Source organism: Streptomyces sp. NPDC086077, from assembly GCF_040686175.1.
Classification (GTDB): Bacteria; Actinomycetota; Actinomycetes; order Streptomycetales; family Streptomycetaceae; genus Streptomyces.
The window spans coordinates 24,869-42,024 of the sequence record NZ_JBFBJT010000029.1 but is presented as its reverse complement, the minus strand read 5'-3'; the positions used below and the strand labels follow the sequence as shown (position 1 = coordinate 42,024).

The 17,156-nt window shown below is 72.1% G+C and carries 12 protein-coding genes; 9 read left to right on the top strand and 3 right to left on the bottom strand.

The window, feature by feature from the left end; genetic code table 11:
* Positions 1 to 7: 7 nt before the first annotated feature.
* From AB0O67_RS11660 to AB0O67_RS11650, 3 genes are all read right to left on the bottom strand, one after another.
* The gene (locus AB0O67_RS11660) at positions 8 to 1,678 is read right to left on the bottom strand and encodes a penicillin-binding transpeptidase domain-containing protein (protein ID WP_365448741.1); all 1,671 of its coding nucleotides are present in this window, start codon (positions 1,676 to 1,678) and stop codon (positions 8 to 10) included.
* A gap of 136 nt (positions 1,679 to 1,814) precedes the next feature.
* Positions 1,815 to 3,446: a penicillin-binding transpeptidase domain-containing protein gene (locus AB0O67_RS11655; RefSeq protein WP_365448739.1), complete on the bottom strand. Its 1,632-nt coding sequence runs from the start codon at positions 3,444 to 3,446 to the stop codon at positions 1,815 to 1,817.
* Between the two features lie 94 nt (positions 3,447 to 3,540).
* Entirely contained in the window at positions 3,541 to 5,286 is a 1,746-nt protein-coding gene (locus AB0O67_RS11650) for a phospholipid carrier-dependent glycosyltransferase (protein WP_365448737.1), read from the bottom strand.
* A gap of 62 nt (positions 5,287 to 5,348) precedes the next feature.
* On the opposite strand from AB0O67_RS11650, the gene rsmI reads away from it, so the two are divergent.
* From rsmI to AB0O67_RS11605, 9 genes are all read left to right on the top strand, one after another.
* On the top strand, positions 5,349 to 6,194 hold the full coding sequence (gene rsmI / locus AB0O67_RS11645; protein ID WP_365448735.1) for a 16S rRNA (cytidine(1402)-2'-O)-methyltransferase: 846 nt from the start codon (positions 5,349 to 5,351) through the stop codon (positions 6,192 to 6,194).
* A 164-nt stretch (positions 6,195 to 6,358) separates the two neighbouring features.
* Positions 6,359 to 6,769, top strand: coding sequence for a hypothetical protein (locus AB0O67_RS11640; protein WP_365448733.1), 411 nt, complete (start codon positions 6,359 to 6,361; stop codon positions 6,767 to 6,769).
* A gap of 37 nt (positions 6,770 to 6,806) precedes the next feature.
* Entirely contained in the window at positions 6,807 to 7,682 is an 876-nt protein-coding gene (locus tag AB0O67_RS11635) for a TatD family hydrolase (protein WP_365448731.1), read from the top strand.
* A gap of 117 nt (positions 7,683 to 7,799) precedes the next feature.
* A complete protein-coding gene (locus tag AB0O67_RS11630; protein WP_365448729.1) occupies positions 7,800 to 9,260 on the top strand; it encodes a ubiquitin-like domain-containing protein in 1,461 nt (486 codons plus the stop codon).
* Between the two features lie 31 nt (positions 9,261 to 9,291).
* Positions 9,292 to 10,191 (top strand): 16S rRNA (adenine(1518)-N(6)/adenine(1519)-N(6))-dimethyltransferase RsmA, encoded by a 900-nt coding sequence (rsmA, locus tag AB0O67_RS11625; protein ID WP_365448727.1) that lies wholly within the window; start codon positions 9,292 to 9,294, stop codon positions 10,189 to 10,191.
* The gene (locus tag AB0O67_RS11620; RefSeq protein WP_365448725.1) at positions 10,188 to 11,087 is read left to right on the top strand and encodes a 4-(cytidine 5'-diphospho)-2-C-methyl-D-erythritol kinase; all 900 of its coding nucleotides are present in this window, start codon (positions 10,188 to 10,190) and stop codon (positions 11,085 to 11,087) included. Before rsmA ends, AB0O67_RS11620 begins: the two co-directional genes overlap by 4 nt.
* A gap of 194 nt (positions 11,088 to 11,281) precedes the next feature.
* Positions 11,282 to 13,087 (top strand): ABC-F family ATP-binding cassette domain-containing protein, encoded by a 1,806-nt coding sequence (locus AB0O67_RS11615; RefSeq protein WP_365448723.1) that lies wholly within the window; start codon positions 11,282 to 11,284, stop codon positions 13,085 to 13,087.
* A 251-nt stretch (positions 13,088 to 13,338) separates the two neighbouring features.
* The gene (locus tag AB0O67_RS11610; RefSeq protein WP_365448721.1) at positions 13,339 to 15,144 is read left to right on the top strand and encodes a PQQ-binding-like beta-propeller repeat protein; all 1,806 of its coding nucleotides are present in this window, start codon (positions 13,339 to 13,341) and stop codon (positions 15,142 to 15,144) included.
* Positions 15,145 to 15,193: 49 nt separating this feature from the next.
* Positions 15,194 to 17,014, top strand: a complete 1,821-nt coding sequence (locus AB0O67_RS11605) for a PQQ-binding-like beta-propeller repeat protein (RefSeq protein ID WP_365448719.1) — start codon at positions 15,194 to 15,196, stop codon at positions 17,012 to 17,014.
* The last annotated feature ends 142 nt before the right edge of the window (positions 17,015 to 17,156 follow it).

The following is a 17,156-nucleotide window of genomic DNA, read 5'->3' as shown; positions in this document are numbered from 1 at the left end:
CCGGCCGTCAGCCCTGCTTGAGCAGCGCCGCCACGATCGGCCCCGCCGTCTCCCCGCCGTGCCCGCCCGACTGGACGACACCGGCGGCGGCGAGATCGCCCCGGTACGCGGTGAACCAGCCGTTGGGCTTCTTCTGCCCGTCGACCTCGGCGGACCCGGTCTTGGCGCCCACGTCACCGGTGACCCCCGCCATCGCCTCCGCGGCCGTGCCGTACGCCGCCGTGTAGGCCATCAGAGCGCGCAGCTTCGCCAGCGTGTCCGCGGACATCGTGCGGGATGCCGTGGCCAGGGTGCGGTCGTCCACGGACGGGGCGACCAGGTACGGCTGGTGGAAGACGCCCGCCTTGACCGTCGCCGACACCGACGCCATGTTCAGCGGGTTCATCCGCACCCCGCCCTGGCCGATGAGTGACGCCGCCATCGACGCGGCCGACTGCACCGGCACGGCACCGTCGAAGGTGGGCACACCGATCGCCCAGTTGTTCTGCGACAGGCCGAACACCTGCTGCGCCTGCTTGGTGAGGTCGTCGTCGTCCAGCTCCGGCGCCTGACTGATGAACGCCGTGTTGCAGGACCGGGCGAAACTCGCCTTGAACGTGCCGCCCTTGATCTCGAACTTGTCGTCGTTCTGGAACTTCCAGCCGCCGTACGTGAAGTACTTGGGGCACGGATGCGCCTTGTCCGGCGAGGCCAGCCCCTTCTCCAGGAGCAGCGACGAGGTGATGACCTTCATCGTCGAACCGGGCGCCAGCGAGCCCTGGAACGCGGTGTTGAAGTGCGGGTTGGAGTTCGCCACCGCCAGGATCTCGCCCGTCGAGGGCCGCAGGACGACCACCGAGGCGCGGGAGCGGGAGCCGACCTGCTGCTCCGCGGCCGCCTGCATGGTCGCGCTGAGCGTCGTCTTCACCTCGCCCGGCGTGCCCTCGCTCAGTTCCAGGACCGTCTTGTCGGACAGCTTCTGCTTCTCGGAGGCCTTGCCGCGGACCACCCGGAGTTCGACGCCGGCCTTGCCGCCGGCCGTCTTGCCGTACTTCTCGCGCAGCCCGTCCAGGACCGGGCCCAGCGAGGCGTACTTCTCCGTGGACAGCTCGTCGCCGTCCCGGTCCAGGGCCGTGACCGGCGGCGTGCCCGCCTCGCCGGTGACCAGCCGGTCGCCCTCGCGCAGATCGGGGTGGAGGACCGACGGCTGCCAGCCCACCAGCGGCTCGCCGTCCGCGGCCCGGCGCACGACCTTCAGCGAACTTCGGTAGGCCAGCGGTTTGCTGACGCCCTGGTACGACACCGTGCCCTTCACCGTGAACGGCACGGTGTCGCCGGTACGCGCCCCCGGGGTGAGCGTGAGGTCCTTGATGTGGGCGTCCTTGCCGTACGCGGCCAGCAGCGCCTTCGCCGCCGCGGCGTCGTCGGTGGCGTCCGCCGCGCCGGTCACCTTGCCCTGCTGCCAGGCCGTGAGGAACGCCTGGGCCGTCGTGCCGACCTCCTTGGCCGACAGCGGGCCCGTCTTCACGGACCTCTCCCGCCCGGCGGCCGTCGTGGACGCGCCGTCCTCGGTCGAGGAGCCGGCGCCGAACAGCGCGTAGGCACCGACCCCGGCGCCGACGACAGCCACGGCGATCACACCGCCGATGACGGCGGGACTCGTCTTCCGTCGCTCGGCGACGCGCCTTCTCTTGCCCACTGCTTCCCGATCCTCCGCGCAATCCCCGGGCCCCGCCCCTGACGAGCGGCGCGGCCCTTACGGCCGTACCGGCCGCGTGGTCGTCACAGTCCCCAACGACGGCACCACCCTAGAGTCCCCGCCTGACCGGGTGACGTCAGCCACCCGCGCGCAGCACGGCCGCCACGATCGGACCCGCCGCCTCCCCGCCCCGCCCGCCCTGCTGGGCCATGGCCGCCGCGGCGACGTCGTCGCGGTAGCCAGTGAACCAGCTGTCCGCCTTGGTGTTCCCGTCGACCTCGGCCGAACCGGTCTTCGCGCCGATGCTGCCGGACAGCCCCGACATCACGGAGGCGGCGGTGCCGCTGGTGGCGGTGCGGTTCATCATGGCGCGCAGCTGTGCGACGGTGTCCCCGGACAGGCCCCGCGCCTTGGCCAGTTCCCGTCCGTCCAGGCTCTGCGGCACGATCACCGGCTGCCGGAAGGCGCCCGTCATCGCGGTCGCCGTGACCGAGGCCATGTCCAACGGGCTCATCTGCACCTGGCCCTGGCCTATCAGGCCGGCGGCGGTGTCCGGGCCGCCCGCGGCGGGCACCGAGCCGTCGAAGGAGGGGACGCCGACCTTCCAGTCGTCCCGCCCGATCCCGAACCGCTCCTGCGCCTCCCGGGTCAGCGAGTCCCCCCGCACCTCGTCGGCGAACTTGATGAAGGCGGTGTTGCAGGAGCGCGCGAAACTCTCGGAGAGGGTGGCGCCCTCGTTCGGGGCCATGTCCTTCAGGTTGTGGAAGGTCTGGCTCTCCGAGACCGCCTGGGGCGGACAGGGCGCCGGGCCGTTCATGCTGGTGAGGCCGGTGTCGATGAGCATCGCCGCGCTGACGATCTTCATCGTGGAGCCGGGCGCCACCTGGCCGAGGAACGCGGCGTTGAAGCCGTCCGCGCGGTTGTTGGCGACCGCCAGGATCTCGCCGGTGCTCGGCTTGACGGCGACGACCGAGGACTCGTCGTACTGTCCGACCGCCTGCTCGGCGGCGGCCTGCGACGTCGCGCTCAGCGTCGTCCGCAATTTGCCGGACGTGCCCTTGGAGAGGGTGAGCAGGGTGGTGTCGGCGGCCTCGGACGCGGTGTGCCGGACGGCGAGTTCGACGCCGGGGGTGCCGCCGGCCTGCTCGCCGTAGCGGGCGCGCAGTTCGTCCAGGATCGGGCCGAGGGAGGGGTACTTCTTCGGCGACAGCACCATGCCGTGCCGGTCCACCGCCTCGACCTGCGGGGTCGTCGACTCCCCGGTGACAAGGATGTCACCGTCCTTCAGGCTCGGGTGCACGACGGACGGCTCCCAGTCGACCAGCGCACGCCCGGTGCTCTCCCCGCGCACCACGGTGAGCGTGCTCCGGTACGCCAGCGGCTTGGACTTCCCGTCGTACGACACCGTGGCCTTGACGGAGAACGGCACCGTCCGCCCCTGCGTCGCGCCCGGAGTGATCTTCACGTCGGTGAGGTGCGCGTCCTGCCCGAAGGACGTCAGGACGGGCTCGGCCTCTTCCGCGAAGTTCGTGAGGGACGCCGCCCGCGCGCCCTGCCCCTGCTCCCAGGCCGCGAAGAACTCACGGCTCGTCTCCTGGACCTCCGCGCTGCTCGGCGGCCCGCTCCGCAGCGGCTTGTTCTGCCCCGCCGGCGCTGTTCCCCCGTCGTCGTTCAGCGCGGAGACGAAGTTGAAGGCGCCGTACCCGGCCCCCGCGACCATCACCGTGAACACACTGCCGACGACGGCAGCCTTGACCCCCTTGCGCATGACGCGCCCCTCCCCGTGTACAGACCTCCGCACTCTAAGTGCGCACTGTGACGAGCGGGGCGGGAGTTCCCAGATTGTTAGCGCCCAGTAGGTGTCAGACCCACGTATCCAGCCACATCCGCGACCGCCAGTCGTCCATCGGGATGGACTGGCCGGTGTAGATGGGCCAGAAGTAGATGAAGTTCCAGGCGATCAGCAGGACCAGGACGCCCGCTCCCGTGGCGCCCGCCACCCGGCGGGTGTCGGTGGAGCCGGGCGGGCCGACCAGAGCGCCGATCAGCATCGCGACCGCCAGGCACAAAAACGGCACGAAGACCACGGCGTAGAAGAAGAAGATCGTCCGCTCCTGGTACAGGAACCAGGGCAGATAGCCCGCCACGATCGCGCAGGCGATGGCGCCCGCGCGCCAGTCGCGGCGGAAGAACCAGCGCCACAGCACGTACAGCAGCGCGAAGCAGCCCACCCACCACAGCATCGGCGTGCCCAGCGCCAGCACCTCGCGCGCGCACTTGTCGCCCGCGTCCACCGGGCAGCCGTCCGCGCCGGGGGCGGGGGACTCGTAGAAGTACGACACGGGGCGGCCGGTGACGATCCAGCTCCACGGGTTGGACTGGTAGGTGTGCGGCGAGGACAGTCCGACGTGGAAGTCGTACACCTGGCTCTCGTAGTGCCACAGGCTGCGCCACCAGTCCGGGAACAGCCACGACCAGCCGCTGTCCTTGCCGTCGGTCGTCGCCCAGTTGCGGTAGTAGCCGCCCGAGCCGTCGCCGGCGGAGAGGATCCAGCCGGTCCAGGAGGCGATGTAGGTGACGATCGCGACCGGGACGGTGGACAGGAAAGCCCAGCCGAGATCGTGCTGGACGACCGCCTTGTACGGGTGCCGGGCACCGGCCACCTTGCGGGCGCCGACGTCCCACAGCACCGCCATCACACAGAACGCCGCCAGGATGTACAGGCCGTTCCACTTGGTGCCGATGGCCAGGCCCAGCATCAGGCCCGCCGCGATCCGCCACGGTCGCCACCCGATGCGGGTGTCCTCCGCCGTCCGCGCGTCCGGCCGGACCCGGCCGTCGGGATCCGCGGGCAGCGCGGCGGCCAGTTTCGCCCGCGCCCGGTCCCGGTCGACGAGCAGACAGCCGAACGCCGCCAGCACGAAGAACATCAGCACGCCGTCCAGCAGCGCGGTGCGGCTCATCACGAAGTGCAGCCCGTCCACGGCCACCAGCGCGCCCGCGAGGCAGCCGAGGAACGTGGAGCGGAACAGCCGGCGGCCGATGCGGCACAGCAGCAGGACCGACAGCGTGCCGAGCAGCGCCGTCATGAACCGCCAGCCGAACGGGTTGAACCCGAACATCAGCTCGCCGAGCCCGATCACGTACTTGCCGACCGGCGGATGCACGACGTACGCCGCGTCCGTCGGGATGGGCACATCGCCGTTCTGGGACAGGATGAGGTCGTTGACGTCCTTGTCCCAGTTGACCTCGAAGCCGCGGTGGACGAGCGCCCACGCGTCCTTGGCGTAGTACGTCTCGTCGAATATCACCGCCTTCGGGCTGCCCAGGTTCCAGAACCGCAGCACACCCGCGAACAGCGTCACCAGCAGCGGCCCGCCCCAGCCCGACCAGCGGGCGATCCGCGCGGCCGCCGGATACCGGATGCCGAGCGCCGCCCACAGCCGCGGGCCCGGCTCGGCGTACGGCGGCACGAGGCGGTCCCGGACGTCGCTGCGGGGCCCGGCGGGCGAGTATCCGAAACGGCGCAGCCGCTGCTGCCACGAGGGCCGCTGCTCGTGCGAGGCCTGGTCCTGCCGGATGTCCGTGGAGGACGCGGTACTGGTCACCGCGCCATCGTAGGGAACCCGTCTGTGGGAGTCCCGTGGACGGCCCCTGCGAGGATGGAAACGTGACAGGAACCCTTGTTTTGGCAGGCACCCCCATCGGAGACATCGCGGACGCGCCGCCCAGACTCTCCGAGGAACTGGAGCGGGCCGACGTGGTCGCCGCCGAGGACACCCGGAGGCTGCGCCGGCTGACCCAGGCGCTGGGCGTGACGCCCAAGGGCCGGGTGGTGTCGTACTTCGAGGGCAACGAGGCGGCGCGTACGCCGGAGCTGGTCGAGGAACTGGTGGGCGGAGCGCGGGTGCTGCTCGTCACGGACGCCGGGATGCCCTCGGTGTCGGACCCCGGGTACCGGCTGGTGGCCGCGGCGGTGGAGCGGGACGTCCGGGTCACCGCCGTGCCGGGGCCGTCCGCCGTGCTGACCGCTCTGGCGCTGTCCGGGCTGCCGGTGGACCGGTTCTGCTTCGAGGGGTTCCTGCCGCGCAAGGCGGGGGAGCGGCTGTCACGGCTGCGGGAGGCCGCCGGGGAGCGGCGGACGCTGGTCTATTTCGAGGCACCGCACCGCCTCGACGACACGCTGGCGGCGATGGCCGAGGCGTTCGGGGCGGAGCGGCGGGCGGCCGTCTGCCGGGAGCTGACCAAGACGTACGAGGAGGTACGGCGAGGGGCTCTGGGCGAGTTGGCCGAGTGGGCGGCCGAGGGGGTGCGCGGAGAGATCACCGTGGTGGTCGAGGGTGCCGCCGACAAGGGGCCGGAGGACGTCGGCCCCGAGGAGCTGGTGCGGCGGGTGCGGGTCCGGGAGGAGGCCGGCGAGCGGCGCAAGGAGGCCATCGCGGCGGTGGCCGTGGAGGCGGGAGTGCCCAAGCGGGTGGTCTTTGACGCCGTGGTTGCCGCGAAACGCGTGCCCTGAGCCGCGAACCAGTGCCAACCGCCGGTAAAGGGTGACGGGCCTTACGGCAAGACACCTCCAAGTCCCTCCCAATACTGGACAGACGGCGTGCTTTCGGTCTCCTCCGGGAGTCCACTGGGTGACGGAACGCAACCCCGTTCCTCCAGCGGACAACAGGAGCTGGCATGAGCGAGATCGCAGGGCACACCGGCCTTCGCAACGGGGCGACCGCCGTGGTCAACGAGTCGTATTCCTTCGCCTGCATGCGATGCGGGCACGGATGGGAACAGTCGTACGAGATAGAGCACCACGTCGATGGCGAGGGCCACGAGTTCGTCCTGTACGTGGCGGACGGGCGGGTCGTGCCGTCACCGCTGAGCCGGCCGGGCTGCCACCACTGCGACGGCCATGTGGTGCGGATCATGCGGGCCGGCCAGGTCTCGTCGGCGCGTGACGGAGGGCGGCGGCAGCCGGCCGCCGGGGCGGCCGGGCCGGTCTCGGTGCCCCGGCCTGCCGGGGAGGCCGGGGTGCACGACGAGCAGCATCACTGGCACCTGTCCGACCTGCTGCACGTCTTCCAGCGCAAGGCGGGCTGACCTGATCGTGGGCGTGTCCCTCTCGTACGATCGGGGCATGCCCACCTCCGACAAGAACGCCGCACCGCCCCTCCCGCCGCCCCTGACCGTGCCGGTCGCCGACTCGCACACGCACCTCGACATGCAGTCGGGCACCGTGGAGGAGGGCCTCGCGAAGGCCGCGTCGGTCGGGGTCACGACGGTCGTGCAGGTCGGTTGCGACGTGAACGGCTCCCGGTGGGCGGCCGAGACGGCGGCGGCGTACGAGAACGTGCACGCGGCCGTCGCCCTGCACCCCAACGAGGCCCCGCGCATCGTGCACGGTGATCCAGACGGCTGGTCCCGGCAGGGGGCGCGTGAGCCCGGCGGGGACGCGGGGCTCGACGAGGCGCTCGCCGAGATCGAGCGGCTGGCCGCGCTGGCCCACGTGAAGGCGGTCGGCGAGACGGGACTGGACTACTTCCGCACCGGCCCCGAGGGCAAGGCGGCACAGGAGCGGTCCTTCCGCGCCCACATCGAGATCGCCAAGCGGCACGGCAAGGCGCTGGTCATCCACGACCGCGACGCCCACACGGACGTGCTGCGGGTCCTGAAGGAGGAGGGCGCGCCCGAGCGGACGGTGTTCCACTGCTACTCCGGGGACGCCGAGATGGCCGAGGTGTGCGCCCGCGCCGGGTACTACATGTCCTTCGCCGGCAACGTCACCTTCAAGAACGCCCAGAATTTGCGGGACGCGCTGGCCGTGGCCCCGCTGGAGCTGGTCCTGGTGGAGACGGACGCGCCGTTCCTGACGCCCGCGCCCTACCGCGGACGGCCCAACGCGCCGTATCTCGTTCCGGTCACGGTGCGCGCGATGGCCGCCGTGCGCGGCATCGACGAGGACGCCCTGGCCACCGCCCTCGGCGCGAACACCGCACGCGCGTTCGGCTACTGACCCGTGACGCGCCACCCTGGGTAGTCGCGTCGCTTTGGAGAGTGACGAACGCTCCGCTAGGTTCTGGGGGCCCGATCCGGACCCCTCTGGACCCCTCGGCCCCTGGAGCGTGTCGGCGTGAGCAACTCGCAGTACGAGACATACGGGACCAACCAGCCGTACGAGACCTTCGACACCTTCGAGGCGTACGAGCCGTCGCCTGCGTACGACGGGCCCGACCGGTACGACGGCCCCGACCGGTACGACGGGCTCGACGGGTGGGACGTGCACAGCGCGCCGACGCTGCCCTACGGCACCACCCACGCCGCCTATGCCCCGTACGACCCGTACGGGGCAGCGGCCGGCGACACCTACCGGCCCGCCTACGAGACGGCCGAGCCGCTGGTGCCCCGGCAGAGCACGCCGGAGACGGCGGTCCCCGTCGCCCGCCCCCGGGTCGCCGGGCGTGCCGCGCGCCGGCGCAGGGGACGGTCCGCCGACCGCCCGGACACCTCCGTGCGCCGCCTGCTGCCGCGGGCGCTGGTCGTCGCCTTCCTCGCCGGCGGCACCACCGCCTTCGTCGCCGAGGACAAGGCCGTCGAGCTGACCGTCGACGGCGAGCCCCGCGAACTGCACACCTTCGCCGACGACGTCGGTGAGCTGCTCGCCGAGGAGGGCGTCGAGGTCGGCGCGCACGACATGATCACGCCCGCGCCGGGCGCCGAGATCGGCCACGGCGACGAGATCGCCGTGCGCTACGGCCGCCCCGTGCGGCTCACCCTCGACGGCCACCGGCAGGAGGTGTGGACGACGGCACGGACGGTCGAGGAGGCGCTCAGACAGCTCGGCGTGCGGGCGGAGGGCGCGTACCTGTCCGCCGCGCGCTCGCAGCACATCGGACGTGCCGGTCTCGCCCTCGACGTGCGCACCGAGCGGTCCGTCACGGTCATGGCGGACGGCCGGGCCCGCACCGTCCGCACCAACGCCGCCACCGTCGACGAGGCCGTCCGGGCCGCCGGGGTCACCCTGCGCGGCCAGGACACCACCTCCGTCCCGCCGGGCAGCTTCCCGCGCGACGGGCAGACGGTCACCGTGCTGCGGATCACCGGCGGCAGGGAGACCCGGGAGGAGGAGATCCCCTTCGAGGTGCGGCGGGTCGAGGACCCGGCGGTCTTCAAGGGCACGGAGGTGGTCGAGCAGGCGGGTCAGCCGGGGCTGCGCCGGGTCACGTACTCCCTGCGGACCGTCAACGGGGTCCGGCAGAAGCCGCGCCGGATCAGGACCGAGCTGGTGCGCGAGCCGACCGCGCGCATCGTGAAGGTCGGCACGAAACCGATGCCCACCTCGGTCCAGGGCGCCGACCACCTCGACTGGCAGGGCCTCGCCGTCTGCGAGTCCGGCGGCGACCCGGGCGCCGTGGACCCCTCCGGGACGTACGGCGGCCTCTACCAGTTCGACACCGGCACCTGGCACAGCCTCGGCGGCACCGGCCGCCCCCAGGACGCCCCGGCGGCGGAACAGACGTACCGCGCGAAGAAGCTGTACACCCGACGCGGCGCCGGCCCGTGGCCGCACTGCGGAGCGCGGCTGCACGGATAGCCACGGCGACAGCCACGGATAGGCTGTCGCCGTGAGCAGCCCCACCCCCGACGCCCTCCTGGGTCCCGCCGACATCCGTGAGCTGGCGGAAGTCCTCGGCGTACGGCCCACCAAGCAGCGCGGCCAGAACTTCGTCATCGACGCGAACACCGTCCGCCGTATCGTCCGGACCGCGCAGGTCCGGCCCGACGACGTGGTCGTGGAGGTCGGGCCCGGGCTCGGCTCGCTCACGCTGGCGCTGCTGGAGGTGGCCGAGCGGGTCACCGCCGTCGAGATCGACGACGTGCTGGCCACCGCGCTGCCCGCCACCGTCGCGGCACGGATGCCGGAGCGTGCCGACCGGTTCGCGCTGGTGCACTCCGACGCGATGCGCGTCACCGACCTGCCAGGGCCCGCGCCGACCGCGCTGGTGGCGAACCTGCCGTACAACGTGGCGGTCCCGGTTCTGCTGCACATGCTCGACACCTTCCCGAGCATCGAGCGCACCCTCGTGATGGTGCAGGCGGAGGTCGCCGACCGGCTGGCGGCCCCGCCCGGTTCGAAGGTGTACGGCGTGCCGTCGGTGAAGGCCAACTGGTTCGCCGAGGTCAAGCGGGCCGGTTCCATCGGCCGCAACGTCTTCTGGCCCGCGCCGAACGTGGACAGCGGGCTCGTGTCCCTCACCCGGCGCGCCGAGCCGATCGCGACCACCGCCTCGCAGCGTGAGGTCTTCGCCGTCGTGGACGCGGCGTTCGCCCAGCGCCGCAAGACCCTGCGGGCGGCCCTCGCGGGGTGGGCCGGTTCCGCGGCGGCCGCCGAGGCGGCGCTCGTCGCGGCGGGCGTCTCGCCGCAGGCGCGCGGCGAGTCCCTCACGGTCGAGGAGTTCGCCCGCATCGCGGAGGCCGCGGCGGCGCGCGAAGCGGCCCCCGCATCCCCGAAGGAGAGCGTGTGAGCGTCACGGTACGTGTCCCCGCCAAGGTCAACGTCCAGCTCGCGGTAGGCGCCGCCCGCCCCGACGGGTACCACGACCTGGCCAACGTCTTCCTGGCGGTCGGGCTCTACGACGAGGTCACGGTCACCGCGGCCGACGAGCTGCGCGTCACCTGCGACGGACCCGACGCCGCCCAGGTCCCCCTGGACCGGACGAACCTCGCGGCCCGCGCGGCGCAGGCGCTCGCCGCGCGTCACGGCCGCAGCCCCGACGTCCACGTGCACATCGCCAAGGACATCCCCGTGGCCGGCGGCATGGCGGGCGGCAGCGCGGACGGCGCGGGTGCGTTGCTCGCCTGTGACGCGCTGTGGGGCACCGGCGCCTCCCGCGAAGAACTCCTCGAGATCTGCGCAGAGTTGGGCAGTGATGTGCCGTTCAGCCTGGTCGGCGGGGCGGCGCTCGGCACCGGGCGGGGCGAGAGGCTGACGGCGCTCGACGTCGGCGGCACCTTCCACTGGGTCTTCGCGATGGCCGACCGCGGGCTGTCCACCCCGTCCGTCTTCCGCGAGTTCGACCGGCTCGCCGAGGGCACCCACGTCCCCGTGCCCGTCGCCTCCCCAGACCTCCTCGACGCCCTCGCCAAGGGCGACCCCGACGCGCTCGCCGCCACGGTCTCGAACGACCTTCAGCCCGCCGCCCTCTCCCTCTTCCCCGCCCTCGCCGACACCCTCGCGGCGGGCCGCGCCGCCGGCGCCCTCACCGCGCTGGTCTCGGGCTCCGGCCCGACCACCGCCTTCCTCGCCCGCGACCCCGGGTCCGCGGCGAAGGTGGCGCGGGCGCTCAGCGCGTCGGGCACGTGCCGGACGGTGCGCACGGCGTCGGGGCCGGCCCCGGGCGCGACGGTCCTCGGCGGCTGACCCGGGGCGCGGCAGGCCCTGTCGATCGCCGACTCCTCCACACTCGGCTTCGCTCGCGCGGGCGGGACCTCCCTCGCGTCGACTCCCTCCTCCGCCTTGCGGCTGCACGCACCGGACGCCGCAGGGCGGACGACGGCCGTTTGACGACAGGGCCTAGGCTGGGAGGCTGACCGATCCCCGCGAGCAGGAGCGAAATGGCCGTCAACCTGGTCAATGTCGAGAACGTCAGCAAGGTGTACGGCACCCGCGCGCTCCTCGACGGCATTTCCCTCGGCGTCTCCGAAGGGGACCGCATCGGTGTCGTCGGCCGCAACGGCGACGGCAAGACCACGCTCATCAGGATGCTGGCCCGCCTGGAGGACGCCGACACCGGCCGCGTCACCCACTCCGGCGGGCTGCGCCTGGGCGTCCTCACCCAGCATGACTCCCTCGACCCCGCGGCCACCGTGCGCCACGAGGTCATCGGCGACATGGCCGACCACGAGTGGGCGGGCAACGCCAAGGTCCGCGACGTGCTCACCGGCCTGTTCGGCGGGCTCGACCTGCCCGGCTTCCCGCAGGGCCTCGACACCGTCATCGGCCCGCTCTCCGGTGGTGAACGGCGCCGCATCGCGCTCGCCAAGCTGCTCATCGACGAGCAGGACCTGATCGTCCTCGACGAGCCCACCAACCACCTCGACGTCGAGGGCATCGCCTGGCTCGCCCAGCACCTGCGCGAGCGCCGCTCCGCGCTCGTCTGCGTCACCCACGACCGGTGGTTCCTCGACCAGGTCTGCACCCGCATGTGGGACGTGCAGCGCGGAGACGTCTACGAGTACGAGGGCGGCTACTCCGACTACGTCTTCGCCCGCGCCGAACGCGAGCGGATCGCCGCCACCGAGGAGGTCAAGCGGCAGAACCTGGTCCGCAAGGAGCTGGCCTGGCTGCGCCGCGGCGCCCCCGCCCGTACCTCCAAGCCGCGCTTCCGCGTGGAGGCCGCCAACGAGCTGATCAAGGACGTGCCGCCGCCCCGGGACAGTTCCGAGCTGATGAAGTTCGCGTCCTCGCGGCTCGGCAAGACCGTCTTCGACCTGGAGGACATCACGGTCCAGGCCGGTCCCAAGGTGCTCCTCAAGCACGTCACCTGGCAGCTCGGCCCCGGCGACCGCATCGGCCTGGTCGGCGTCAACGGCGCCGGCAAGACCTCGCTGCTGCGGGCCATGGCCGAGGCGGCACGCACGGAGGGCGAGGCGCAGCCCGCGGCCGGCCGGATCGCCGTCGGCAGGACGGTCAAGCTCGCCTACCTCTCCCAGGAGGTCACCGAGCTGAACGCCGCCCTGCGGGTCCTGGAGGCCGTTCAGCAGGTGCGCGAGCGCGTCGACCTCGGCAAGGGGCGCGAGATGACCGCGGGGCAGCTGTGCGAGACGTTCGGCTTCAACAAGGAGAAGCAGTGGACGCCGGTCGGGGACCTGTCCGGCGGTGAGCGGCGCCGGTTGCAGCTGCTGAGGCTGCTGATGGACGAGCCGAACGTCCTCTTCCTCGACGAGCCCACCAACGACCTCGACATCGAGACGCTGACCCAGCTGGAGGACGTCCTCGACGGCTGGCCCGGCTCGATGATCGTGATCTCCCACGACCGGTTCTTCGTCGAGCGCACCACGGACCGTGTGTTCGCCCTGCTCGGCGACGGCACGCTGCGGATGCTGCCGCGCGGGATCGACGAATACCTGGAGCGGCGACGGAAGATGGAGGAGGCCGCCGCGGCCGCCTCCCCGGCGGCCCCCGTGAAACAGGTCGCCGAGAAGAGCGCCGCCGACCAGCGCGCGGCCAAGAAGGAACTCCAGAAGATCGAGCGCCAGTTGGACAAGGTCTCCGAACGCGAGACGAAGCTCCACTCACGGATCGCCGAGAACGCCACGGACTTCGCGAAGGTGGCCGAACTGGACGCCGAGCTGCGCGAGTTGGCCGGGGAGCGCGAAGAACTGGAGATGCGGTGGCTGGAGCTGGCCGAGGACGCCTGAGTCCCGGCACGGCATGCGCGTTCCCGTCGCTGCGCGCAGGGCGCGCGCGTCGCGTGAAGGGGGCGTGAAGGCGCGTAACAAGGGCATCACGGGCCGGTGCTCCCTTGGGAACAGGGGCGCATCCGGCCCGGCTCGTCGTGGGCCCCGGGTGATAGAAATGGGCGGTCTGAGAACCGTCTGAGAATCGTGGGTGTGGCGGAAACGCAGCGCCAGGGGCGCGGCGCCACATCAGTCACAAGGGGGAACCACTGATGACCCAGCCGCCCAACCAGCCGCCGGGTGGCGGCTTCGGCGCGCCACAGGACCAGCCGCCAGGCGGTGGCTTCGGCGCTCCGCAGGATCCGCGGCAGTCCGGTGGTTTCGGCCCGCCGCAGGATCCGTCGCAGGGCACGCCCCCGCCGCCGGCGCAGCCACCCCAGCCCCCGCCCCCGCAGGGCCCGCCCCAGCCGGGATACGGCGATCCCCAGCAGCCCGGCCCGTACGGCCAGCCTCAGCAGCCCGGCCCCTACGGCACCCCGGGCCCCTACGCCCAGCCGCAGCAGCCGGGCCCCTACGGCCACCAGCCCGGCTACGGCTACCCGCAGCCCCAGTACCCCGGCGCCCCCGGCACGCCCCCGGGTTCCGGCTCGCGCAACCCCTTCCGGGGCAAGCCCGCGCTGGCCGTCGGTGCGGCGGTGGCGGCGCTGCTGCTGGTCGGCGGCACCGTCTACGCCGTGACCGGCGGCGACGGCGACGACAAGAAGCCGGTCGCCCAGCAGAGCGACGACCCCAAGCCGTCCGCGTCCGACGCCCCGGTCAACCCCGGTGACGGCAGCGGCGACGGGGGCGCCGACCCGGACGACCTCAACGAGGGCCGCAAGGCGGGCGAGGCGAAGGTGCTCTGGTACAAGGAGGCGCCCGACGCCCCCGGTTCCGGCGCCGACGCCCCCGGCATGTGGGTCACCGACAAGACGGCGGTGAAGGCCGCGTACAAGGAACTCGTCGCCTACGACGTGGGCGACGGCAACCCCACGTGGGAGACGATCACCTTCCCGCAGGAGATCTGCTCGGTCACCCCCGGGAAGACGGCCGACGACAAGATCGTCGTGGCGTACATGAACGGCGCCAGCGACCGCGCCAAGTGCAACCAGATCCAGCTGATCGATCTCAACACCGGTGAGAAGGGCTGGAGCGGCGAGGTCGCGGACGGCGCGCTCTTCGACAGCGCGCTCAGTGTCGAACTCTCCCTGACCGGCGACACGTTGATGGTGGGCCGCTCGCAGTCCGGCACGGCCTACGACGTCCGGACCGGCAAGAAGCTCTTCGACAAGAAGAAGTACGGCGACTCCTGCTTCCCGAGCGCGTTCGCGGGCGGGGCCCGGCTGATCTCCGTCGCGTCCTGCGGTGCGGCCACCGACAACGAGCACGACGAGATCCAGGAGCTGGACCCGAGGACCGGCAAGGTCAAGTGGACCCAGGCCTTCGGCAAGGGCTGGCGGGTCATGCGTACCTACTCCGTCGACCCGCTGGTGGTCTACAGCACCAACGAGGACAAGGACGCCTGGAACATCTCGACGCTGGACGCCAAGGGCGGCTTCCGCTCCCAGGTGAAGATCGACGAGAGCTTCGCGCCCGAGTGCGGCTGGTCCGTCCTCCAGCGCGACCTGACCGGCTGCGAGGGCGTCGCCGCCGACGCCAACACGCTCTACCTGCCCACCGAGGCCTCCGGCGGCGCCAACGAGATCGTCGCCATCGACCTCGCCACCGGCAAGGAGAAGTGGCGCGTGAAGTCCCCGGCGGACGAGTCGATGCTCCCGCTCCAGGTCGAGGGCGGCAAGCTCGTCGCCTACGTCCAGCCGTCGTACGACGCGGGCGGCCAGATCGTCTCCGTCCCGACGACCGGCAGCAGCCACCGGCCGACCAAGCTGCTGCAGAACCCCACGGGCGCGGCGGAGGTCGAGGACAGCTTCTTCTCGCGGGACATCGCCTGGGTGGACGGCCGCTTCTACATCTCCACCACCCGGCTGTCCGGCGAGGACGAGGCCAAGGAAAAGCTGATGCTCGCCTACGGCAAGTGACGCGCCCCCACGACTCGTTCCGTCCCCATCCCCCCGAGGTACCCACGTCATGACGCAGCCGCCGCCTCCGCCGCCCAACCAGCCTCCGCAGGGGGGTGGGTTCGGCTCACCCCAGCCCCAGCCCCAGCCCCAGCCTCAGGACCAGCCGCCGCAACAGCCGCCCGCCTTCGGAGCGCCGCAGCAGCCTGCCGGGCCGCCCACGCCGCCGCAGCAGCCGCCGGGCTACGGCTACCCGCAGCCGCCGCAGGCCCAGCCCGGGTACGGCTACCCTCAGGGCCCGCCGACTCCTCCGCAGCCGCCGCAGGCCCAGCCCGGGTACGGCTACCCCGGGGCGCCGCCGCAGCCCCATCCGTACGGGCAGCCCGGTCCGGCCTACGCGCAGCCGACCGTGCCGATGCACCCGCAGCCGGGTCAGCCGGGCGGCGGCGGGGGGAAGTTCAACGCGCAGGTGGCCATCATCGTGGCCGCCGTCGTGGCGATCGCGCTGATCATCGGCGGCGGCGTCTGGTACTCGAAGTCCTCCGCCGACGGCGGCAAGGACGACACCGCCAGCTCCAGCGGCGGCAAGGGTGACGGCAAGGGCGGCGGCGACGAGGGCTCCTCCAAGGGCTCCGAGAAGGTGCCGGCCGACCCCGACTCCAGGGTGCTGTTCCAGATTCCGGCGCCCAAGGTCGACAAGGACGACTCCGTGGTCGTCTCCGGCTCCTGGCTCACCGACAAGGTGTACGCCAAGGCCGGTGTCGCCGAGATCGTGGGCTACGACCGGGAAAAGGGCACCGAGCTGTGGACGATCCCGCTGCCCGGGCCGGTCTGCGAGGCCACCCCGCACGCGACCGCGGACGGGAGGACGGCTGTCGTCTTCCAGCCCCGGATGCCCGCGAAGAACTCCTCGGAGGGGTGCAGCCAGGTCGCCGCGATCGACCTGAACGCGGGCAAGAAGCTGTGGACGAAGACCGCCAACTCCGGTGACCAGCCGATCAATTTCGACAACGTCACCGTGAGCGCGAGCACGGTCGCCGTGGGCAGCACGAGCGGCGGCGCCGCGTTCGACATCGCCAGCGGCAAGTCGCTGTGGTCGCCGAAGCCCGGTGACACCTGCTACGACGCCGGGTACGGCGGCGGCGCCAAGCTGGTCGCGGTGCGCAAGTGCGGGCAGTACGAGGCGCGTGAGCTGCACATCCAGACCATCGACCCGAAGTCCGGGAAGGTGATCTCCGAGTACAAGATGACCAAGGGCATCGAGTACGCCAGCGTCGTGTCGACCGAGCCGCTGGTGGTGGCGGCCGACGTGGGTGACTCCGCCGGGGACGGCAGCGGCATCTCGGACTTCTTCTCCGTCGACAACAAGACGGGCAAGCTGCGGGCGCGGATCTCGGCGCCGGGTGACTCCTACGCCGCCGAGTGCGACGGGATCTCGCGGGTCGAGGACTGCACCGGGCTCGCGGTCGGCAACGACCGGATTTACGTGCCGACGGAGGAGCAGGACACCACCGGTGACTTCGGCCGGATGAACTCGGTCGTCGCGTTCGACCTGGCTTCCGGGAAGCAGACCGGGCAGCGGGCGGACGCCGGGGACGGGTACACGATGACGCCGCTGCGGATGGACGGCGGGAACGTGATCGCGTACAAGAGCGGGCCCTACAACAAGGGCGGGCAGATCGTCAGCATCGACGGCGGCAGCTTCAAGCAGGTCAAGCTGATGGAGAACCCGGGGACCGACTCGGTGCGGGACGTGGAGTCCGGCAAGGCGCCGCAGTACGGCGAAGTCCTCTACGCCCAGGGGCGGTTGTACATGTCCGAGGTGTACGTCAGCGGGTCGACCGCGAGTGGGGACGAGTACCTCGCGATCGCGTTCGGTGTGAGTGGCTGACGTCTCGGCAACTCGCGATGGTGGTGTGTGGCCCCGTCCCCGTCCAGGGGCGGGGCCACATGCTTGAGGCTCAACACCCCTCGAATGAGCGGAATTTCGGCGATCCGGGGCACTTCTCACGAGTAGAGGCAGCGCGACGTCG